General features: G+C 71.9%; 16 protein-coding genes and 1 pseudogene. 3 read left to right on the forward strand and 14 right to left on the reverse strand.

All coding sequences use genetic code 11. The features are described from left to right. Positions 1-82: pseudogene (locus tag AB0917_RS14220) on the forward strand (FAD-binding protein); the annotation flags it as partial. Between the two features lie 176 nt (positions 83-258). Here AB0917_RS14220 and topA read toward each other — a convergent pair. The 7 genes from topA to AB0917_RS14255 form a co-directional block, all read right to left on the reverse strand. Further along, entirely contained in the window at positions 259-3,174 is a 2,916-nt protein-coding gene (topA, locus tag AB0917_RS14225; protein WP_366819803.1) for a type I DNA topoisomerase, read from the reverse strand. Positions 3,175-3,455: 281 nt separating this feature from the next. Next, entirely contained in the window at positions 3,456-3,653 is a 198-nt protein-coding gene (locus AB0917_RS14230) for a hypothetical protein (RefSeq protein WP_366819831.1), read from the reverse strand. 790 nt (positions 3,654-4,443) lie between these two features. Continuing rightward, the gene (locus AB0917_RS14235) at positions 4,444-5,988 is read right to left on the reverse strand and encodes a class I SAM-dependent methyltransferase (protein WP_366819804.1); all 1,545 of its coding nucleotides are present in this window, start codon (positions 5,986-5,988) and stop codon (positions 4,444-4,446) included. A gap of 251 nt (positions 5,989-6,239) precedes the next feature. Continuing rightward, positions 6,240-6,884, reverse strand: a complete 645-nt coding sequence (locus AB0917_RS14240; RefSeq protein ID WP_366819805.1) for a small secreted protein — start codon at positions 6,882-6,884, stop codon at positions 6,240-6,242. 329 nt (positions 6,885-7,213) lie between these two features. Further along, positions 7,214-9,670, reverse strand: coding sequence for a sodium-translocating pyrophosphatase (locus AB0917_RS14245; RefSeq protein ID WP_366819806.1), 2,457 nt, complete (start codon positions 9,668-9,670; stop codon positions 7,214-7,216). Between the two features lie 513 nt (positions 9,671-10,183). Next, complete coding sequence (locus AB0917_RS14250; RefSeq protein WP_366819807.1) at positions 10,184-10,636, reverse strand: ATP-binding protein; 453 nt, start codon at positions 10,634-10,636, stop codon at positions 10,184-10,186. A gap of 199 nt (positions 10,637-10,835) precedes the next feature. Continuing rightward, the gene (locus AB0917_RS14255) at positions 10,836-11,189 is read right to left on the reverse strand and encodes an STAS domain-containing protein (protein ID WP_003967428.1); all 354 of its coding nucleotides are present in this window, start codon (positions 11,187-11,189) and stop codon (positions 10,836-10,838) included. 79 nt (positions 11,190-11,268) lie between these two features. Here AB0917_RS14255 and AB0917_RS14260 point away from each other — a divergent pair, with 79 nt between their 5' ends. Next, positions 11,269-13,797 (forward strand): DEAD/DEAH box helicase, encoded by a 2,529-nt coding sequence (locus tag AB0917_RS14260; protein ID WP_366819808.1) that lies wholly within the window; start codon positions 11,269-11,271, stop codon positions 13,795-13,797. On the opposite strand, the gene AB0917_RS14265 is transcribed toward AB0917_RS14260, so the two are convergent. The 7 genes from AB0917_RS14265 to ssd form a co-directional block, all read right to left on the reverse strand. After that, positions 13,700-14,200, reverse strand: a complete 501-nt coding sequence (locus AB0917_RS14265; RefSeq protein WP_366819809.1) for an Rv3654c family TadE-like protein — start codon at positions 14,198-14,200, stop codon at positions 13,700-13,702. The genes AB0917_RS14260 and AB0917_RS14265 overlap by 98 nt on opposite strands. Next, a complete protein-coding gene (locus tag AB0917_RS14270; RefSeq protein ID WP_366819810.1) occupies positions 14,197-14,640 on the reverse strand; it encodes a TadE family type IV pilus minor pilin in 444 nt (147 codons plus the stop codon). The genes AB0917_RS14265 and AB0917_RS14270 overlap by 4 nt, the downstream gene beginning before the upstream one ends. Then, on the reverse strand, positions 14,627-14,830 hold the full coding sequence (locus AB0917_RS14275; RefSeq protein ID WP_366819832.1) for a DUF4244 domain-containing protein: 204 nt from the start codon (positions 14,828-14,830) through the stop codon (positions 14,627-14,629). The genes AB0917_RS14270 and AB0917_RS14275 overlap by 14 nt, the downstream gene beginning before the upstream one ends. Before the next feature lie 145 nt (positions 14,831-14,975). Further along, positions 14,976-15,896, reverse strand: coding sequence for a type II secretion system F family protein (locus AB0917_RS14280; protein WP_366819811.1), 921 nt, complete (start codon positions 15,894-15,896; stop codon positions 14,976-14,978). Further along, the gene (locus AB0917_RS14285) at positions 15,893-16,732 is read right to left on the reverse strand and encodes a type II secretion system F family protein (RefSeq protein ID WP_366819833.1); all 840 of its coding nucleotides are present in this window, start codon (positions 16,730-16,732) and stop codon (positions 15,893-15,895) included. The genes AB0917_RS14280 and AB0917_RS14285 overlap by 4 nt, the downstream gene beginning before the upstream one ends. Before the next feature lie 71 nt (positions 16,733-16,803). Beyond that, on the reverse strand, positions 16,804-17,952 hold the full coding sequence (locus AB0917_RS14290) for a TadA family conjugal transfer-associated ATPase (RefSeq protein WP_366819812.1): 1,149 nt from the start codon (positions 17,950-17,952) through the stop codon (positions 16,804-16,806). Next, positions 17,949-19,088: a septum site-determining protein Ssd gene (ssd, locus tag AB0917_RS14295; protein WP_366819813.1), complete on the reverse strand. Its 1,140-nt coding sequence runs from the start codon at positions 19,086-19,088 to the stop codon at positions 17,949-17,951. Before ssd ends, AB0917_RS14290 begins: the two co-directional genes overlap by 4 nt. A gap of 513 nt (positions 19,089-19,601) precedes the next feature. On the opposite strand from ssd, the gene AB0917_RS14300 reads away from it, so the two are divergent. Beyond that, positions 19,602-20,447 (forward strand): HAD-IB family hydrolase, encoded by an 846-nt coding sequence (locus AB0917_RS14300; RefSeq protein ID WP_366819814.1) that lies wholly within the window; start codon positions 19,602-19,604, stop codon positions 20,445-20,447. Positions 20,448-20,692: the final 245 nt, after the last annotated feature.

Below are 20,692 nucleotides of genomic sequence, written 5' to 3' on the forward strand. Positions count from 1 at the left end.
CGACGCAGGCTTCGTGCCCAACGACATGCAGGTCGGCCAGACCGGCAAGATCGTTGCGCCGCAGCTGTACATCGCCGTCGGTACCCGGCGCCTGGATCGGGTGCCGGGCCGCAACAGTGCGTGTCGCGAGGCGGTCAGTCTCCGAGGAGGCTCGGTCGCGAGGCGGTCGGTGCCACTCCTCCGATCCTCCGGAGAAGCTCGCTCGTCAAGCGGTCGCTGCCACTCCTCCGAGGTAGCTCGACCGTCAAGCGGCCGGTGTCACTCCTCCGAGGACGATGCGGAAGCAGAAGAAGAGGAGGCGGAGGCAGAGGCGGTCTTCTTCGCCGTCGCCGTCTTCTTCGCGGCCGTCTTGGTGGCCGTCGCCTTCTTAGCGGTCGTCGTCTTCTTCGCCGCGGTCTTCTTGGCCGCCGTGGTCTTGGTGGCCGTCGTCTTCTTCGCGGCCGTCTTCTTGGCCGTCGCCTTCTTCGCCGGGGCCTTCTTCGCCGTCTTCTTCTTGGCGGGTCCCTTGGCACGCTTCTCGGCGAGCAGCTCGTAGCCGCGCTCCGGTGTGATGTCCTCGACGCTGTCGTCGGTCCGCAGCGTCGCGTTGGTCTCGCCGTCGGTGACGTACGCGCCGAAGCGGCCGTCCTTCACCACGACCGGCGCACCGCTGACCGGGTCGGTGCCCAGCTCCTTCAGCGGCGGCTTGGCCGCGGCCCGGCCGCGCTGCTTGGGCTGGGCGTAGATCGCGAGGGCCTCTTCGAGGGTGATGTCGAAGAGCTGCTCCTCGGAGGTCAGCGACCGGGAGTCGGTGCCCTTCTTCAGGTACGGGCCGTAGCGGCCGTTCTGCGCGGTGATCTCGACACCCTCGGCGTCCTCACCGACGACGCGCGGCAGCGACATCAGCTTGAGGGCGTCGGCGAGCGTCACCGTGTCCAGGGACATGGACTTGAAGAGGGAGGCGGTCCGCGGCTTCACCGCGTTCTTGCCGGTCTTCGGCGTCCCCTCGGGCAGCACCTCGGTGACGTACGGGCCGTAACGCCCGTCCTTGGCGATGATCTGGTTGCCGGTCACCGGGTCGGCGCCCAGCTCGAAGTCGCCGCTGGGCTTGGCCAGCAGCTCCTCGGCGAGCTCGACGGTCAGCTCGTCGGGCGCCAGGTCCTCGGGCACGTCGGCGCGCTGGTGGCCCTCGGCGTCCTTCTCGCCCCGCTCGATGTACGGGCCGTAGCGGCCGACGCGGAGCTTGATGTCGTTGCCGACCGGGAAGGAGGAGATCTCCCGGGCATCGATCGCGCCGAGGTCGGTGACCAGTTCCTTCAGGCCGCCGAGGTGGTCGCCGTCGCCGTTGCCCGCGTCGGAGGCCGCACCGGCACCGGAGGTGTCGTCGCCGGGGCGCGCGCCGAAGTAGAAGCGCTTGAGCCACGGCACGGACTGGGCCTCGCCCCGCGCGATGCGGTCGAGGTCGTCCTCCATGCGGGCGGTGAAGTCGTAGTCGACGAGCCGGCCGAAGTGCTTCTCCAGCAGGTTGACCACGGCGAAGGAGAGGAAGGACGGGACGAGTGCCGTGCCCTTCTTGAAGACGTAGCCGCGGTCCAGGATGGTCCCGATGATCGACGCGTACGTCGACGGGCGACCGATCTCGCGCTCTTCGAGCTCCTTGACCAGCGAGGCCTCGGTGTAGCGGGCCGGAGGCTTGGTGGCGTGCCCGTCGACCGTGATCTCGTCGGCGCTCAGCGCGTCGCCCTCGGCGACCTGCGGCAGCCGCCGCTCACGGTCGTCCAGCTCCGCGTTCGGGTCGTCGGCGCCTTCGACGTACGCCTTCATGAAGCCGTGGAAGGTGATCGTCTTGCCGGAGGCGGAGAACTCGGCGTCCCGGCCGTCGCTCGCCCGGCCGCCGATCTTGACGGTGACGGAGTTGCCGGTCGCGTCCTTCATCTGGGAGGCGACGGTCCGCTTCCAGATCAGCTCGTAGAGCCGGAACTGGTCACCGGTGAGCCCGGTCTCGGCGGGGGTGCGGAAGCGGTCGCCGGAGGGGCGGATCGCCTCGTGGGCCTCCTGCGCGTTCTTGACCTTCCCGGCGTACGTACGCGGCTTCTCGGGGAGGTAGTTCGCCCCGTACAACTGCGTGACCTGGGCTCGGGCCGCGGAGACCGCGGTGCCCGAGAGGGTCGTGGAGTCGGTACGCATATAGGTGATGAAGCCGTTCTCGTACAGCTTCTGCGCCACCTGCATGGTCGCCTTCGCCCCGAAGCCCAGCTTGCGGCTCGCCTCCTGCTGGAGGGTCGTCGTACGGAAGGGGGCGTACGGGGAGCGACGGTACGGCTTCGACTCGACGGACCGGACCGCGAAGGAGGAGTCGGCGAGCGCGGCGGCCAGGGCGCGGGCGTTCGCCTCGTCCAGGTGCAGGGTCTGGGCGGAGCCGGCCTTGAGCTGCCCGTCGGGGCCGAAGTCGCGGCCCTGGGCGATGCGGCGGCCGTCGACCGCGCTGAGGCGGGCTGTCAGGGTCGAGGGGTCGGAGGCGTCACCGGTGCGGCCGGTGGCGAACTTTCCGGTCAGGTCCCAGTACTCGGCGGAGCGGAAGGCGATGCGCTCGCGCTCCCGCTCGACGACGAGACGGGTGGCGACGGACTGGACGCGGCCCGCCGAGAGCTTCGGCATGACCTTCTTCCACAGGACCGGCGAGACCTCGTAGCCGTAGAGGCGGTCGAGGATACGACGGGTCTCCTGGGCGTCGACCATGCGCTGGTTGAGCTCGCGCGGGTTGGCGACGGCGGCCCGGATCGCGTCCTTGGTGATCTCGTGGAAGACCATCCGGTGGACCGGGACCTTGGGCTTGAGGACTTCCCGCAGGTGCCACGCGATGGCTTCGCCCTCGCGGTCCTCATCGGTGGCGAGGAAGAGTTCGTCGGACTCGGCCAGCAGCTGCTTGAGCTTCCTGACCTGGGCCTTCTTGTCGGCGTTGACGACGTAGATGGGCTGGAAGTCGTGTTCGACGTCCACCCCGAGGCGGCGTACCTCGCCGGTGTACTCGTCCGGGACCTCGGCCGCGCCGTTCGGGAGGTCGCGGATGTGCCCCACGCTCGCCTCGACGACGTATCCGGGGCCGAGATAGCCCTTGATCGTCTTCGCCTTGGCAGGCGACTCGACGATGACGAGTCGGCGGCCGCCCTGTGCGGTCTCGCTGGTCGGGGACAACTTCGCTCTTCTCTCCGGTCGACACTCAGTGGGCATCCGGGCAGCGTCCAAACGCTTCCCGCGGTGCTGTCGCTGCGGAGTGTGACGGTACAACCCGCCCCCGTGTCAAACGGCAAAAGCCCGCAACGGCCACTCGAACGGTAACCCGACTTCCGCCATTCCTGCCGCCCGGACCGTCGGGTCCACGCCGTGCGAAGCCTGGGCCTGCGGCTTTTCCGGGGTGGTCGCGGGGGCCGCCCGGCGACCCCTCGACCCGGGCGCGGCCCCGGCGGGGGCGGGGATCAGACGAGCGTGAAGCACCACACGCCGAGGGCCAGGAAAACTACGCCGAAAAGTGTCGTGAGTGCGGTGGAGGCGACGGGGCTCACACCGTGCAGCACCGGCGCGCGGTGCAGAGCGCGCGCCCCGGTCCAGATGAGGAGGGCGGCGCCGAACAGCGCGAAGGCCGCACCGGCGAAGACTGCTGCGACGCTCTCCATGTCGTACCCCTCGACCCTGTCGTACCGCTCGGTCATGGGGAGGCTGCCACCCCGGGGCATCGTGGACGCGAACCCCGGGTGAACAGCACGCACCCACCGGGAGTACCGGCGCCGTCACACGACGTCAGGGGCCGCTTGGCTGCGGCTGCCCCTCCCGAAACGGCGAAGGTCGCTACGAGGAGGGTTGCTACGGCGAGGGGCCACGGCGTGGCGTGCCACAGCGAGGCGTGCCACGGCGAGGCGTGCCACGGCGAGGGGCGCGTACTCGGCACCGGCCGGCTTGCCTGATCCGCATGGCCGGTCGAGCCGCCGCCTGCGGCACGGTGGCTCCGGCCCTCAGGAGCAGTACGGATCCGGCCACGTCGGAGACCAAGAACACGTCATGGACGCGGAGCCCGAGCGCCCCGGCGCCGACCGAACGCCGAGCACCCGGTGGTGGCCGCGAGGAGCACCGTCCCGAGCCCCGGCAGAACACCGATCGGAATCCGCGGACCGGACGGGAGGGGGACGACGGTGAGCGTGAAGGCGCTGGTGAGAGGGCCGTCGACGGCATGGGGCAGGGGCCGGACGATCCGGAGCGGAGTCCGGTGGCGGGGGCCGAGGAGGACCGCTCCCAAGGCGCGGGGCCTGGGTTCGTCGGAGATCGCCGTCGTGCCGCCGTAAGCGCGGGCGGCGCAGGGGACGAACGCCGGGCTGCCCGGGAGGGAGAAGTGGCCGTCGGCCACCTGGAGCTGCCGGCCGGGTGGCCCCCGGCAAGGCCTCGTCCAGCTCGACCCGGATCATGCCGCCCTCACCCGAGGCCCTCCCCACGAACGGCCCCCGGGACCGGCCCCGGCACCGGCTCCAGGAAGCCCTCCTCGACCAGCAGCCGGATCGCCTGCGGAGTGCGGTCGCGCAGGAGCACCGGGTCCTCGGACATCAGCTGGGCGATGGCGTCCAGGATCCGCCCGGCGGGCAGCGAACCGTCGCACACCCCGGCGAACCCGGCGCCCACCGCGTCCACCTTGGTCGCCCGCATCATCCCGCGGTGCTGGCGCAGCACCACGTGCTCGGGATCCTCCGCCCCGGGCAGACCCACCTGCTCCTGCACGACCTCGGCGGCGAGGGTGAAGTGCCCGGCGAGCAGCGCGGCGTCGTCCTGGTCGCGCAGATAGTCCTGGCGGGCGAAATGGTCCTCGACGGCCCGGCCCAGCGGCTGCCGCACGGCGTGCGGCCACTCCTCGACGACGATCGACGGGTTGCCCGCGGCCGCGGCGGCGGACCGGCGCAGCGTGATCCAGCCGAAGCCTACGGAGGTGGTCCCGCGCGCCTCGAACTCGTCGAGCCACGCCTCGTACCGCTCGGCGTACGCCTCCGGGTCGCTGCGGTGGTCACCGCTGTCGCGCAGCCAGAGCTCGGCGTACTGCGTGACGTCCTGGACCTCGCGCTGCACGATCCAGGCGTCGCACCCGGCGGGCACCCAGGAGCGCAGCCGGTCCTGCCACTCCTCGCCCTCCACGTGCTGCCAGTTGGCGAGGAACTGGGCGTATCCCCCCTCGTTCAGATGGTCCCCCGCCTGCTGGACCAGGGTGCGGCAGAGGTCGTCGCCGCCCATGCCGCCGTCCCGGTAGGTGAGGCGGGCGCCGGGCGAGATGACGAAGGGCGGGTTGGAGACGATCAGGTCGAAGGTCTCCGTACCGACCGGCTCGAAGAGGGAGCCCTCGCGGAGGTCGGCGGGGGCCGCGCCGGACAGGGCGAGGGTGAGCCGGGTGAACTCCAGGGCACGGGGGTTGAGGTCCGTCGCGGTGACGCGGGTGGCGTGCTGGGCGGCGTGCAGCGCCTGGATGCCGGAGCCCGTACCGAGGTCGAGGGCCGAGGCGACCGGCGTACGCACGGTGATGCCGGCGAGGGTGGTGGAGGCCCCGCCGACGCCGAGGACGACGCCCTCCTCGTGCGAGCCGATCCCGCCCGCGCCGCCCACCGCGCAGCCGAGGTCGGAGACGATGAACCAGTCCTCGCCGTCCGGCCCGCCGTACGGCCGAACGTCGACGGTGGCGCGGATCAGGCCGTCCTCCACGCTCACCCAGCCGTCCTGGACGCACTCCTCCAGCGGCAGGGCGGCGCGGGCCTGCTCCTGGGGGACGGGGCGCTGGAGCAGGAAGAGCCGCACCAGCGTGTCGAGCGGCGACACGCCTCGGGTGGCGCGCAGGGCGGGGACCGTCTCGCTGCGGGCGAGCGCGGCATAGGCGGCTGCGCCGAGCCGGTCGAGGAGGCCGTCGGCGGTGAAGGCGGCGGCGAGCAGCGCCTCGCGGAGGCCGGCGGTGTGGTCGGGTGCGGGAAGGCTGGTATTGCTCACCCGACCATTGTGTCCGGTCCCACTGACAACGGCAGCGGCCCGGACGCCCACCGGGTGTCCGGGCCGCTGCACCGAGGCCGTTCGCGCGGGCCTCGGACCTCCGGGCCCGAAACCGTCCTCACGGCCCTCAGGCCTCCTCGGGCCCAAAGCCGTTCGCGCAGGCCTGAGGCCTCGGAACCGTTCGCGCGGCCCTGAGTTCCCCGGCCCCGAGGCCGTTCCCTCAGGCCTCCGGGCCGGCCGGAAGCCGTGAACTACGCCTTCTTCTCCTCCTCCGAGGCCGAAGCCGAGGGAGTCGACCCGGCCCCCGCGCCCGGCGCCTCGGACCCCTCGGGGCTGGCGGGCCCGGTCGAGGCCGTCGACTTCTGGCAGCCCTTCTGCTTGGACATCGCGGCGCCGATCTCGTCGGATTCCAGCTTCTTCAGCGCCTGGTCACCGTTCTGGCTGATCTTGCTCAGCTCGTCGGCGATGCCCTTGAGGCCGTCGGCGAACTTCGCCTGGTCCTTGATGTCGAGCGCGTCGACCTTGGTCTTCAGACCCGCGTACGCCGTGGAGGCGGCGTTGAGTTCCTTCACGGCCTCCTTCTGCGTGGTCTCACCGTCGTCGACCGGCGGCGGACCGGCCGAGTCCACGGTCGCGCCCAGCGACTTGTACGCCTGGGAGATCTGCTGGAAGGCGGCCGAGTCGGCCTTCTGGACGTCGGCGGGCGTGCTGTTGTCAGCGGTCTGCTGCTGGATGGAGGCGTTGGCGTCGGTGATCTTCTGCAGCTGGGGCTGGAACTCGTCGCAGACCTTCTTGGCCCAGTCGTTCACCTTGTCGTCGCGGTCGTCGCTGCAACCCGACAGCGTCAGTACGAGTACCGCACCGCCGGACAGAGCGGCTGCAAGCTTCTTGTTCACCGGATGGATCCCTTCCAAGGCTCTCGGCCCCGGAACTTACACGCCAAGAGGGCTCCATCCGGGTGTCGGGCATCCGGTGTACGCCCTTTTGAAGCCATTTGCACCAAGGGAAATGAGGGAGATGCCACTCGGCCGGAGATTCCGACACTCGTGCGGTCACTCATCAGAAGGACGGAAGGAGCGTCGGGTTCCGCGCACCCCGTCCCCCACGCAGGAGCGCGGGCGGACGCCACGTCAACACGTACTGTCCGCCCGCGCCATGACTGGACGTCACCCGGAACCGGGGCCTCCCCCTCCGCTCGTACCTCTCACGAGGCCGCTCGTACCTCTCACGAGGCCGCCGCAGCGTCCGGCGCCGGAGCCGGAGCCGAAGGGCCGCCGCTGCCCTGAGCGCCACTGTCGTCGTCGCCCACGGCGATACCGCGCCGCTTGGACACGTAGACCGCGCCGACGATGACCACGATGGCGAGGACGGCCACCAGCGCCCGTACCCAGGGGTTCGCGTCCGCTCCATAGCTGAACTGCACCACCGCCGGGGCGATGAGCAGTGCCACCAGGTTCATCACCTTCAGGAGCGGGTTGATCGCCGGGCCCGCCGTGTCCTTGAACGGGTCGCCGACCGTGTCACCGATCACGGTCGCCGCGTGCGCGTCGCTGCCCTTGCCGCCGTGGTGCCCGTCCTCGACGAGCTTCTTGGCGTTGTCCCAGGCACCGCCGGAGTTGGCGAGGAAGACGGCCATCAGGGTGCCGGTGGCGATGGCGCCCGCCAGGTACGAGCCGAGCGCACCGACACCGAGGCTGAAGCCGACCGCGATCGGCGCCAGGACCGCCAGGAGGCCGGGCGTGGCCAGCTCACGCAGGGCGTCCTTGGTGCAGATGTCGACGACGCGGCCGTACTCCGGCTTCTCCGTGTAGTTCATGATCCCCGGGTGCTCGCGGAACTGCCGCCGCACCTCGTGGACGACCGCTCCGGCCGACCGGGAGACCGCGTTGATGGCGAGCCCGGAGAAGAGGAAGACGACCGCCGCACCGAGGATCAGGCCGACGAGGTTGTTGGGCTGCGAGATGTCCAGGCTCAGCCCCATCTCGCCCGCCCCCGCGCCCACGTCGGCGACCGCCGTGGCGATGGCGTCGCGGTAGGAGCCGAAGAGCGCGGCCGCCGCCAGGACGGCGGTGGCGATGGCGATGCCTTTGGTGATGGCCTTGGTCGTGTTGCCGACGGCGTCCAGGTCGGTGAGCACCTGGGCCCCGGCGCCGGTCACGTCCCCGGACATCTCGGCGATGCCCTGGGCGTTGTCGGAGACCGGCCCGAAGGTGTCCATGGCGACGATGACCCCCACCGTGGTGAGCAGCCCGGTCCCGGCGAGCGCCACCGCGAAGAGCGCCAGCATGATCGACGTACCGCCCAGCAGGAACGCCCCGTAGACGCCCAGGCCGATCAGCAGGGCGGTGTAGACGGCCGACTCCAGGCCGATGGAGATGCCGGCCAGCACCACGGTCGCCGGACCGGTCAGCGAGGACTTCCCGATGTCCTGGACGGGGCGGCGCCCGGTCTCGGTGAAGTAGCCGGTGAGCTGCTGGATCAGCGCGGCCAGGACGATGCCGATGGCCACCGCGACCAGGGCGAAGACCCGCGGGTCGCCGCCGTGCGTGGTGATCGCCTCGTCGGTGACGCCGGTCAGCTCGGCGTACGAGGACGGCAGATAGGCGAAGGCGGCCACGGCCACCAGGACGAGCGAGACCACCGCGGAGATGAAGAAGCCCCGGTTGATGGCGGTCATACCGCTGCGGTCGGCGCGCCGGGGGGCGACGGCGAAGATCCCGATCATCGCGGTGACGACACCGATCGCCGGGACCATCAGGGGAAAGGCCAGGCCCGAGTCGCCGAAGGCCGCCATGCCGAGGATGAGGGCGGCGACGAGCGTCACGGCGTACGACTCGAAGAGGTCGGCGGCCATGCCCGCGCAGTCACCGACGTTGTCGCCCACGTTGTCGGCGATGGTGGCGGCGTTGCGCGGATCGTCCTCCGGAATACCCTGCTCCACCTTGCCGACGAGGTCGGCGCCCACGTCGGCGGCCTTGGTGAAGATGCCGCCGCCGACCCTCATGAACATGGCGATCAGCGCCGCCCCGAGGCCGAACCCCTCCAGCACCTTGGGCGCGTCGGCCGCGTAGACGAGTACGACACAGGAGGCGCCGAGCAGCCCGAGCCCCACCGTGATCATTCCGACCACACCACCGGTACGGAAGGCGATTTTCATCGCCCGGTGCGAGACGGTGGTGAGATCCTTTTCCGGTTCGCCTCCTCCCGGAGTCGCCTCACGCGCGGCGGCCGCCACGCGCACATTGCTCCGTACGGCGAGTCGCATACCGATATATCCGGTCGCCGCCGAGAAAAGCGCACCGACCAGGAAGAAGAGCGAACGCCCCGCGCGCTGCGACCAGTTGTCGGCCGGCAACACCAGCAACAAAAAGAACACGATCACGGCGAACACGCCGACCGTTCGCAGCTGCCGGGCCAGATAGGCGTTGGCGCCCTCCTGAACCGCGGCGGCGATCTCCTTCATGCGCTCGGTGCCCTCGCCGGCCGCCAGCACCTGGCGCACCAGCAGCCGGGCGACGATGAGCGCGGCGACGGCGACGACCGCCACGACGATGACGATCAGCCGGTTGTCGTCGGTGAGGACCGCCGCGAGGGAGACGGGCCCGTCGGAAAGTGCGGATTCCCGCGTCGGCGCAACTGGTGCGACCGGTGCGGCCATTGGGGTGGTGAGGAACTCCGCCATACGTCCTCCTTGACGCTCAGCGCTCAAGTCGTGGACGGATTGTAGGAAGCGGAACCGGATCGAAACAGTGGTCCGGAAGAGAATTAATGGCACTTCCTCAACGCCGAAAGATCGACGGAAGGATTTCCCCGAATGCGGTAATGGGGCAGGCGCATTACCGCAGACACATCACCGCTGGCGTATTACTGCTGGCGCATTACATAGATGCACCACACAGAAGAAGCCGCACAAGGCCTCATGAGAAAGGCCCTGCTCAGCAGGGCCTCAGGAAAGCGTCACGGCCAGACACTGGCATGCCGCCGCACAAGAAAAGCACAGGCCTGCGCCCCACGGCACAGACGCACCCCGCCCAACGCGGCACAGGTTCACGACACAAGCCTCCACCGCCCAACGGGGCAGAGGTCTCGCGGCAGGGACCCACACCGTCCTACGGGCACAGGCTCACAGCCCCACGACCCCACGGCACAGGCCCATGCCGCCCCACGCCGTCCGCGCCCTACGGGGCGGTCCGCCTCAGGGCAGCACCACGGCGAGGGCCGTCGGCCAGCTCATACGGATGGTGCCGCCGGCCGCACCGGAACGGACCTCCACATCGTCGACGAGACCGCTGATGACCGCGAGACCCATCTCATCCTCCACGCCCTCGCTCTCAGGCTCGTCCGGACTTCCGGGCGCACCGCTGCGCGGTCCGGGCGTGTCGGGGTCGCTCCCGGGCTCGGGAACGGCGTCACCGACCTCGATGGAGAACGCCTTCTCCTCCTCGATCAGCACCACACTGACGGGCGCGGTGATGCCGTGGCTGCGGTGCAGCCCCACGGCACGGCTGCACGCCTCGCCGACGGCGAGCCTGACCTCGTCGAGCACCGCCTCGTCGACGCCGGCCCGGCGCGCCACGGCGGCCGCCACCAGGCGGGCCGTCCTGACATGTTCAGGCTGGGCACTGAAGCGGAGTTCAACGGTGGCCATGCGATCCCCCTGGAACGTTCGGGCGTACGCGTCAGAGGTCCCGGGCCCGGAGCCCGGCACCTCTGCTCTCCTCCTCCGGAAACCGACAAAGCCGACAGCCGACCCGAAGGCCGACCGCCTGCCCGTCGCGGCCCGATCACTGCCGCTGCCGGCCCGTTCACTGCCTGCCGACCGGCCCGCGGGCCGGTCGAAACCGACCTCAGTCGGTGGCGGCGACAGCCTCGTCGACCGTGGTGTGAATCGGGAACACCTTGGTCAGGCCTGTGATCCGGAAGATCTTGAGAATGCGCTCCTGGTTGCAGACCAGGCGCAACGAGCCCTCATGGGCCCGGACACGCTTCAAGCCGCCCACGAGCACGCCGAGGCCGGTGGAGTCGAGGAAGTCGACACCTTCCATGTCGACAACCAGGTGGTAGCTGCCGTCATTCACCAACTCGACCAACTGCTCGCGCAGCTTGGGCGCGGTATACACATCAATCTCGCCACCGACCTCGACGACCGTACGGTCGCCACCAGGCCCGGACACATTGCGAGTCGACAGGGACAGGTCCACGGATCCTCCAGCACCTTGCTATCGAGCGGTCGCCCCTCGGTCTCCCCGACGGAGGCCAGGGGACGGATCGCCAGCCGCGATGGCATTCAATCACTTACCAGCAGCCATGCACGACGCCTTGGGACCATTGTCCGTCACGCCAGTGACACACTCGGTGCCGATGGCCAAGAATCACCGTCCCGGACGACCAGCCGAGAGTGGGGGCACTCGCCCCCTTCCCGCCATGATCCTCGACCGGCTCGCCACAGGGGCGGGCCGGGCCGCGCGCATCACTCATACGGAGCACTTGCCCCCTAGATCGGGAACCCATGCCTTCTGGCCGGATCGCATCCGGCCAGAAGTGATCTCGGCGATCGCAGAAGCCGGAATCGACCTTCCGTGGGCCCACCAGGCGGCCGCCGCCGAACACGCGCTGGACGGTGAATCGGTCGTGATCGCCACGGGTACGGCGTCCGGCAAGTCGCTCGCCTACCTGGCCCCTGTCCTCAGCACCCTGCTGGAGGGATCCGAGGCCCCCAACGGCCGGGGGGCGACCACCCTGTACCTCGCCCCGACCAAGGCCCTGGCCGCCGACCAGCGGCGCTCGGTGAAGGCCCTGGCGGCTCCCCTCGGCAACGCCGTCCGGCCCGCGGTCTACGACGGCGACACCCCGGTCGAGGAACGCGAATGGGTGCGGCAGTACGCGAACTACGTTCTGACCAACCCCGACATGCTGCACCGCGGGATCCTGCCGTCCCACCCCCGCTGGTCCTCCTTCCTGCGCGCGCTGCGCTTCGTCGTGATCGACGAGTGCCATACGTACCGGGGCGTCTTCGGCTCCCACGTCGCCCAGGTGCTGCGCCGTCTGCGCCGCCTCTGCGCCCGCTACGGGGCCGACCCGGTCTTCCTGCTCGCCTCCGCCACCGCGGCGGACCCCTCGGTCGCCGCCGGGCGTCTGACGGGCCTGCCGGTCAAGGAGGTGTCCGACGACGCCTCCCCGCGCGGCGAGCTGGTCTTCGCCCTCTGGGAGCCCCCGCTGACCGACCTGCACGGCGAGAAGGGCGCCCCCGTACGCCGTACCGCGACGGCCGAGACCGCCGACCTGCTCACCGACCTGACCGTCCAGGGCGTCCGCTCGGTCGCCTTCGTACGCTCCCGGCGTGGCGCCGAACTGATCTCGGTCATCGCCAAGGAACGCCTCGCGGAGGTGGACCGCTCCCTGCCCGAGCGGGTCGCCGCCTACCGCGGCGGCTACCTCCCCGAGGAGCGCCGTGCCCTGGAGCGGGCCCTGCACTCCGGTGAGCTCCTCGGACTGGCTGCCACCACGGCCCTCGAACTCGGCATCGACGTCTCCGGTCTCGACGCCGTCGTCATCTGCGGCTACCCGGGCACCCGGGCCTCCCTCTGGCAGCAGGCGGGCCGCGCCGGCCGGGCGGGGCAGGGCGCCCTGGCCGTCCTGGTGGCCCGGGACGACCCTCTGGACACCTACCTGGTGCACCACCCCGAGGCGCTGTTCCGGCAGCCCGTGGAGTCGACCGTGCTGGACCCGGACAACCCCTACGTCCTGGCCCCCCACCTGTGCGCCGCAGCCGCCGAGCTGCCCCTCACCGAATCCGACATCGCGCTCTTCGGACCCGCCGTGCCCGAGCTGCTGCCGCAGCTGGAGGCCGCGAAGCTGCTGCGCCGACGGGCATCGGGCTGGCACTGGACCCGCCGAGAGCGGGCCGCCGACCTCGCCGACATCCGGGGCGGGGGCGGACGCCCCGTCCAGATCGTCGAGGAGAGCACCGGCCGCCTGTTGGGCACGGTCGACGCGGCCGCCGCCCACACCGCCGTCCACGAGGGCGCCGTCCACCTCCACCAGGGCCGCACCCACCTGGTCCGGAGACTGGACCTGGAGGACTCCGTCGCCCTGGTCGAGCGGGCCGACCCCCCGTACTCGACCGTCGCCCGCGACACCACGGCCATCTCCGTCCTGGAGACCGACACCGAGATCCCCTGGGGCCGGGGGCGGCTCTGTTACGGCTCCGTCGAGGTCACCAACCAGGTCGTCTCCTTCCTCCGCCGCAAACTGATCACCGGCGAGGTCCTGGGCGAGACCAAGCTCGACCTGCCTCCCCGCACCCTGCGCACCCGCGCCGTCTGGTGGACGGTCACCGAGGACCAGCTCGACGCCGCCCGGATCAACCCGGAGATCCTCGGCGGCGCCCTCCACGCGGCCGAGCACGCGTCGATCGGCCTCCTCCCGCTCTTCGCCACCTGCGACCGCTGGGACATCGGCGGCGTCTCGATACCGCTCCACCCGGACACCCTGCTGCCGACGGTCTTCGTGTACGACGGCCACCCGGGCGGCGCTGGATTCGCCGAGCGGGCCTTCCACACCGCCCGTACGTGGCTGACCGCGACCCGCGAAGCCATCGCCTCCTGCGAGTGCGAGGCGGGCTGCCCCTCCTGCATCCAGTCCCCCAAGTGCGGCAACGGCAACGAGCCCCTGCACAAACGCGGCGCCGTACACCTCCTCACCGAACTCCTCAGGGCAGCGCCCCCGGAGGCGGAGAGCCCGGGTCCCCCGGGCCGGGCGGCGGAGCAGGAGGCGGAGCGGGGAGCGGAGGACCGGCCCGGGACCTGACCTCGGGTTCGTAGAGACCGAAGCTCGACCTGGCGGTCACATCGGCGATCTCCCCCTGGACCGCACAGCGGACGAGCACGGCGTCCTGCGCCACCGCCACGCGCCGAGCCGCCTCGCATGCGGCCGCCACCCCTTCCAACGCGCGATCGGCTGCCGCGACGGCCGCCAGGTCCGCGGCACCGCCCGCCCGGTGGCGGGCGGCCACGGCCTGCCCCAGCGCGAGAACGGAGGCGAACACCCCGCACAGGGCGACCACCGTGACGGCCACCCACACCGTCGCCACCCCCCGGTCACGCTCCGGGCCCCGGCCGGGTCGCCGCCCGCGCCACGGCCCCGGACACCAGCCCCCGCCCCGACCCCGGTCCCGGCCCCGACCTCGGCCCCGGAGTGCCGCTCCCCTCACGGCCCGGCACCCCCCTCCGTAAGCCCCACCGAGTCCTCCGCCAGGGCAGCGGCGTCGGCTCTCAACGTCAGGGCGAGCGCGGCCGGCCCCGGAGTCGGCACCTCCACCGTGACGCGCCACAGCTCCCCGGCCCTCCCCACCGTGATCCGGGCCCCACGGGGCGCGGCGTCGCGCGCGGCCGCCAGCACCGCCGCTTCCGGCTCCGAACGGGCCACGGCCCGTGCCCCCGCCCGTGCCGCGTCCACGCACCGGATCTGGGACGAGGCCGCCACCAGCGCCCAGAGCAGCGCCATGGTGAAGGCCACCAGCACCGGGATGACCACGGCCGCCTCCGCCGTCACCGCCCCCCGGTCCCGGAGCCGGCACGGGCTCCGGTTTCCGGCCTCGGTTCCGATCTCGGTCTCGACCCCGGTCCCGGTCCCGGTCTCAGAACTTCGCATTGAGCGCGCCCTCGATCATGGACTGCATCGCCGACATCACCGGCCCGCTGTTGACCACCTTGTAGAGCACCGCAGCGAAGGCGCACGCGGCGATGGTGCCCACCGCGTACTCGGAGGTGGTCATCCCGCGATCGGACGACCGGCACAGCCGGCCCGACCACCGCGCGAGCGCGCCAACCCCTCGCCCCACGCGCCCCGCTCGTTCGGTTCGTTCGGTTCGTTCGGTTCGTTCGGTTCGTTCTTCGGACTTCTTGTTCATTTCGTCCCCCGATGGGCATCGATCGGTTTCGAGCAGGCGCTCGAATGGAACGCCTGTTTGTGCATGCCGGACCGGGCTACTCCGTCACCAGGAGTCCGCCGGCCAGGCCGATGATCACCGGCGCCACCCCGACCGCCAGGAAGGCGGGCAGGAAGCAGAGCCCGACCGGCGCGGTGATCAGGACCCCGGCCCGCTGGGCACGCGCCACAGCCGCACCGGCCCGCTCGGCGCGCATCGCCTCGGCCACTCTGGAGACCGGTTCCGCCGCCGGCGCCCCGGTCGATCCGGCCCGGTGCAGGCAGCGAGCCAGCGGGCGGGCGCCCGGTATCTCCCCGAGCCGCCCCCACGCCTCGGCCGGCTCCCCGCCCAGGCGGATCTCGGCGGCGGCTCGGGCAAGCCGGTCGCCGACCGGGCCGCCGATGGAGTCGCCGACCGCCTCCGCCGCCTCGCGGGGCCCGGCACCGACGGCTACGCAGGCCGCCAGCAGATCGGCGGCCAGGGAGAGCTGCCCGGCGATCGCGGCCCGCTCCTCCCGGCTCTCGCCGGGGCCGGGCCGGGACCGGGAACCCAGCCACCGCCACGTCCCGTACGCCGCGGCCGAACCGACGGCACACCCCATCAGGCCACCGAGCAGGATCCATCCGGTCAGCCACGCGCCAGCCGAAGCGCCCCACCGCATGACCCAGGCACGAGCCCCGGCAGCGTTGTCGGCAGCGGTGCCGGGGCCGACAGCGGCACCGCTGCCCGTCCAGGCACTGCTGTTCGTCCGGGCACCGCCGTCCGGCCGGCCGCCCCTGCCCGGCCGTGCCCGGACGACAGCCGCCCGGAACCACCCGCCGGCCCCTACGACCGGGGCGCCTTCCAGCAGCAGTGCGCCCCGGCCACGCACCCCCCGTCTCCGGCGCCCCGCGACCACGGCGAGGGCCAGCTGCGCCACGGCGCCCGACAACGCTCCCAGCATCCCCAGGCGGTGGAGAACTTCTCCCGTCGTGTTCATGAGGTCTCCCCTCCGCGCACGATCCGGCAGGCCCAGAAGAGTCCGGCCGCCTCCAGGAAGCCCCCCACCGCCAGGCAGAACAGCCCTCCCGGCGTGTGCAGCAGCACCCGCAGCGGATCAGCTCCGAGCGCGGCGCCCAGCCCCAGACCCGCCACCGGCAACAGCGCCAGGACCACAACGGTCGACCAGGCTCCCGCCAACTGGGCCCGCAGCTCCTCCCGTCTGCGCCGATCGGCCCGTAACGCCGTCTCCAGGCGGACCAGACCGGCCGCGAGACCGGCTCCGCCATCCACAGCCACCCGCCAGCACGCGGCCATCCCGGACAGGCCTCCCAGCCCCGGCCCTACCGCAGCCTGCCGCAACGCCGCAGGCACATCGCCCCCGAAGCGCGCGGCCGCGAGCACCGCGGCCTCCGCGTCCCCGAGCCACGCACCGCCTCCCGGGCCACCCCCGGGCCGCCGTTCCCCGTCCGCCGCGCACTCCCGCAGCCCGGCCAACAGGGCCTGCCCCGGCTCCTGTCCGGCCCGCAGCTCCCCGACCACGGCACCGCACAACGCCGCCACCGAGTCCGCCGCCCGCTCCCTCTGCCGGCGCCGGGCACGACCGCGCAGCCACCTCCGCACCAACGGCACCGCCACAGCCCCGGCGATCAACGGCAGCACGGACGCCCCGAGCACGGCGAGCAGCACCGCCACCGGAACGCACCACCACTCGCGCCGCTCCACCACCAGCTCCTGGGCCTTGAGCAGCGGCGGCCACGATCGCCACGCCCGCCACGGGTCGGCGGGCCCGTCCACGAACAGGGCCCGCGCCCGCCGCGCCCCGGGCTCCCGCATCGCGACCAGCCACACCGCCGCGCCCGCGCAGAGGGCAGCCGTATGCACCACGTGCCCCGTGGCTCCCCCCGTCACAGCGCACCTCCGATCAGCGACTCCAGCCGCGCCCAGCCAGGCTCCGGGACGAACCCGTCGGCGCCCCAGCTCAGTGCGGGCACCGTGAACACCAGGCCGGCGACGTCCCGTTCCAGGACGTGCACGTCGGAGACCCGTCGGCGCCCGGCCCGGTCCCGTACGAGATGGACGACCACCGAGAGCGCGGCCGCCAACTGGCTGTGCAGAGCGGTCCGGTCCAGGCCGGCAGCGGTCCCCAGGGCCTCCAACCGGGCGGGCACGTGCTCGGCGGCATTCGCGTGGACGGTGCCGCAGCCCCCTTCATGACCGGTGTTCAGAGCGGCCAGCAATTCCGTCACCTCAACCCCTCTGACCTCTCCCACCACCAGCCGGTCGGGGCGCATCCGCAACGCCTGGCGCACCAGATCACGCAAGGTCACCCGGCCCGCCCCCTCCTGGTTGGCGGGGCGGGACTCCAGGCGCACCACATGGGGGTGATCGGGGCGCAGCTCGGCGGAGTCCTCGGCGAGCACGATCCGTTCGCCCGCGCCGACGGCGCCCAGGAGGCTGGCAAGGAGGGTCGTCTTGCCTGCCCCGGTGCCCCCGCTGATCAGGTAGGAGAGACGTGCCTCCACCATGGCCCGCAGAATCCGGTCGCCACCCGGCGGCACGGTCCCGGCCTCCACCAGCTCCGCCAGGGAGAAGGCGCGCGGGCGCACCACCCGCAGGGAGAGGCAGGTCGAGCCGGCGGAGACCGGTGGCAGCACGGCGTGCATCCGCGTCCCGTCCGGCAGCCGCGCGTCCACCCACGGCCGGGCGTCGTCCAGCCGCCTGCCCGCGACGGCGGCGAGCCGCTGGGCCAGTCGCCGTACGGCCGCGGCGTCCGGGAAGGTGATCCCCGTCAGCTGGAGCCCGCCGCCTCGGTCCACCCACACCCGGTCGGGCGCGGACACCAGCACGTCGGTCACTTCGGGGTCCGCGAGCAGCGGCTCCAGCACACCCGTACCGACGAGTTCACCGCGCAGCTCGGCCGCTGCCCCGAGCACCTCCGCATCGCCCAGCAGCCTCCCCTGGGCCCGAAGCGCGGCTGCCACTCCGGCAGGTGTGGGCGCGTCACCGCTGCGCGCCAGCCGTTGGCGTACGGCGTCGAGCAGTGCATCGGTCATGGCGCGCCTCCCCCGGCCGGAGCCGCGGCGGAACCGGGCTCGCCCGCCGCTGCCGCCACCTGCTCCCAGAACTCCCCACAGAAGCGGGCGAGCGGGCCACGGGCATTGCCGCCGGGCGGTGTTCCGTCGTCCTGGGCGTCCAGGAGGCCGGGCTCCAGGGGCAGTTCCCCCGCGAGCGGCAGGCCGATGGCTCGGGCGACCCAGTGCTCGTCCAGGCCTGCCGCATACGGCCCCCGGGCCACCACCCGTACGTCGTCCAGGACCATGCGGACCGTGGACGCCACGCGCTTCGCCGCCGCGACCGCCCGCAGCTCCCCCGGCACCACCAGCAGGCCGAGGTCGAGTTGGGCCAGGGCTTCGGCGACGCCCTCGTCCACCCGGCGCGGCAGATCCACGACCACCACCCCGCCGAGCCGGCGAGCGGCGGCCAGGACGGCCTGCACGGCCTGCGGCGCGATGGCCACCTCGTCGTCACGGCCCCAGCTCAGCATCCGCAGTCCGTGGAGCGCGGGCAGCGAGTCCTCCAGGGCCCCGCCCCCGAGGCGACCCTTCGAATGGGCGAAATCCGGCCACCGCATACCCTCGGCGCGTTCTCCGCCGAGCAGGACGTCGATGCCCCCGCCCAGGGGGTCCGCGTCGATCAGCATCGTCCGTCGGCCGGACCTCGCCGCGCTGACGGCGAGTGCGCAGGCCAGCGTCGACGCGCCGGAGCCGCCCCGTCCGCCGAGCACCCCGACGGTGAGCGCCGGCTTGCCGACGCCTTCGGCCGCATTGGCGATCTGGTCGACGAGCCAGCCCTCGGCATCGGGCAGCCTCAGCACGTATTCGGCCCCGATCTCGACCGCCCGCCGCCAGACGTCCGGGTCGTCCTGGTCCCGTCCGACGAGCATCACCCCCCGTCTGCGGGCCGCGCCGCGACACCGCGCGGCCGCGTCGTCGCCCACCAGGACCATCGGGGCCTGCTCCCAGCCGCCACGCCGCCCCGGCGGTCCGTGATGAACCTCCGGCTCCGCTCCGGCCGCCGCGCAGAGCCGCAGCAGATCATCGAGCAACTCCATGTCCTCCGTCACGATCAGCGGTCCGCCGCGTCGCCCTTCGGCGACCGTCAGCCCTTCTCGCGTGAGAGATCCAGCCACGATCTCCGCCCCCTTCCCACTGTCCCTTCAGTGCGGTTCGCGGCGATCTCGGTGCGTTTCCGAGATGCGCGATTCCGGTACCCGCGGACTTCGCCGGAGGAATCAACGTGCAGCACCACGGAAAAACATGTGGATCTTGCTCGAAAACTGTGGACAACTTCGGCGTTGTGAATATCTCCGTCACCCGAACCAGCGACTTCCGGAGCGCAGCCTCGCTGCTACACACTGTGACGAGACGGAGTTCGCATCGGCGCCTCGCGCAGGGCGGGCCCAGCGGGTTCCGGAAGGGAGAGACGTGCGAAGGCACTGGGCCCGGACGCCAGAAATACATCCGGACATGCGACGACCCCCGCCGGGGGGGGAGAGCGGGGGTCGTCCCCACGGCCGACTCGGGGGGGGAGGAGTCGGACCGGGGTTAGCACGGTCGCGAACGATCCGTGACTTCCATGGTGTACCCGAGGCCCTTCTCAGGCAAACCCACGCGCCGGATTTTACGCCGAATGGCGGGCCTCTATGCTCAGCGTTGTGGAAAACTGCTTCTCGCCGCGCACAGCAGCCTTCTTTGACCTGGACAAGACGGTCATTGCGAAGTCTTCGACACTGACCTTCAGCAAGTCCTTCTACCAAGGCGGCCTGATCAACCGCCGCGCTGTGCTGCGCACCGCGTACGCACAGTTCGTGTTCCTGGCCGGGGGCGCCGATCACGACCAGATGGAGCGGATGCGTGAATACCTCTCCGCCCTCTGCAAGGGGTGGAACGTCCAGCAGGTCAAGGAGATCGTCGCCGAGACCCTGCACGACCTGATCGACCCGATCATCTACGACGAGGCGGCCACCCTCATCGAGGAGCACCACACGGCGGGCCGTGACGTGGTCATCGTCTCGACCTCCGGCGCGGAGGTCGTCGAACCGATCGGCGAGCTGCTGGGCGCCGACCGTGTCGTCGCCACGCGCATGGTCGTCGGCGACGACGGCTGCTTCACGGGCGAAGTCGAGTACTACGCCTACGGGCCGACCAAGGCCGAGGCCGTGAGGGCGCTCGCCGTCTCGGAGGGGTACGACCTTTCGCGCTGCTACGCCTACAGCGACTCGGCCACCGACGTGCCGATGCTGGAAGCCGTCGGCCACCCGCACGCGGTCAACCCCGACCGCGCGCTCCGACGCGAAGCGACCCTTCGCGAGTGGCCGATTCTCGTCTTCAATCGTCCGGTCCGGCTGAAGCAACGGCTCCCGAATTTCTCCATGCCGCCGCGCCCGGCGCTCGTGGCCGCTGCCGCGGTCGGCGCCGCAGCCGTCACCGCGGGACTCGTCTGGTACGCGAGCCGCCGACGTACCGCCGGCGCGGCGCTACCGCGCTGAGCCGACCTGAGGCCGAGGCCAACCCGAGGCCGAGGCCAGCCCGGGGCCAGGGCCGGGGCCGACCCGGAACCAAGGCCGAGGCCGGGGCCGGGAGGGCCGAAGCCGAGGGCAAGGGGCGCCCGATCAGCGGGCGCCACCGACCGATTCAACCGTGCCCGATTCGCCCTTGATTGAACCTAAAAGTAAAGAAGTGGGGCCAGGGCTTTCCCTTCCCCTCGTCCTGGAGTACAAAGGATTCAACGGCC

The sequence above is a fragment of the Streptomyces sp. NPDC007346 genome, from assembly GCF_040703535.1.
In the GTDB taxonomy this organism is placed as follows: Bacteria; Actinomycetota; Actinomycetes; order Streptomycetales; family Streptomycetaceae; genus Streptomyces.

Bases quoted from the DNA above. Each gene is read 5' to 3' on its own strand.
- AB0917_RS14230 (WP_366819831.1), bottom strand. From the start codon at position 3,653: ATGGAGAGCGTCGCAGCAGTCTTCGCCGGTGCGGCCTTCGCGCTGTTC.
- AB0917_RS14245 (WP_366819806.1), bottom strand. From the start codon at position 9,670: ATGGCGGAGTTCCTCACCACCCCAATGGCCGCACCGGTCGCACCAGTT.
- AB0917_RS14250 (WP_366819807.1), bottom strand. From the start codon at position 10,636: ATGGCCACCGTTGAACTCCGCTTCAGTGCCCAGCCTGAACATGTCAGG.
- AB0917_RS14260 (WP_366819808.1), top strand. From the start codon at position 11,269: ATGGCATTCAATCACTTACCAGCAGCCATGCACGACGCCTTGGGACCA.
- AB0917_RS14270 (WP_366819810.1), bottom strand. From the start codon at position 14,640: ATGCGAAGTTCTGAGACCGGGACCGGGACCGGGGTCGAGACCGAGATC.
- AB0917_RS14280 (WP_366819811.1), bottom strand. From the start codon at position 15,896: ATGAACACGACGGGAGAAGTTCTCCACCGCCTGGGGATGCTGGGAGCG.
- AB0917_RS14285 (WP_366819833.1), bottom strand. From the start codon at position 16,732: ATGCGGGAGCCCGGGGCGCGGCGGGCGCGGGCCCTGTTCGTGGACGGG.
- AB0917_RS14290 (WP_366819812.1), bottom strand. From the start codon at position 17,952: ATGACCGATGCACTGCTCGACGCCGTACGCCAACGGCTGGCGCGCAGC.
- AB0917_RS14300 (WP_366819814.1), top strand. From the start codon at position 19,602: ATGCTCAGCGTTGTGGAAAACTGCTTCTCGCCGCGCACAGCAGCCTTC.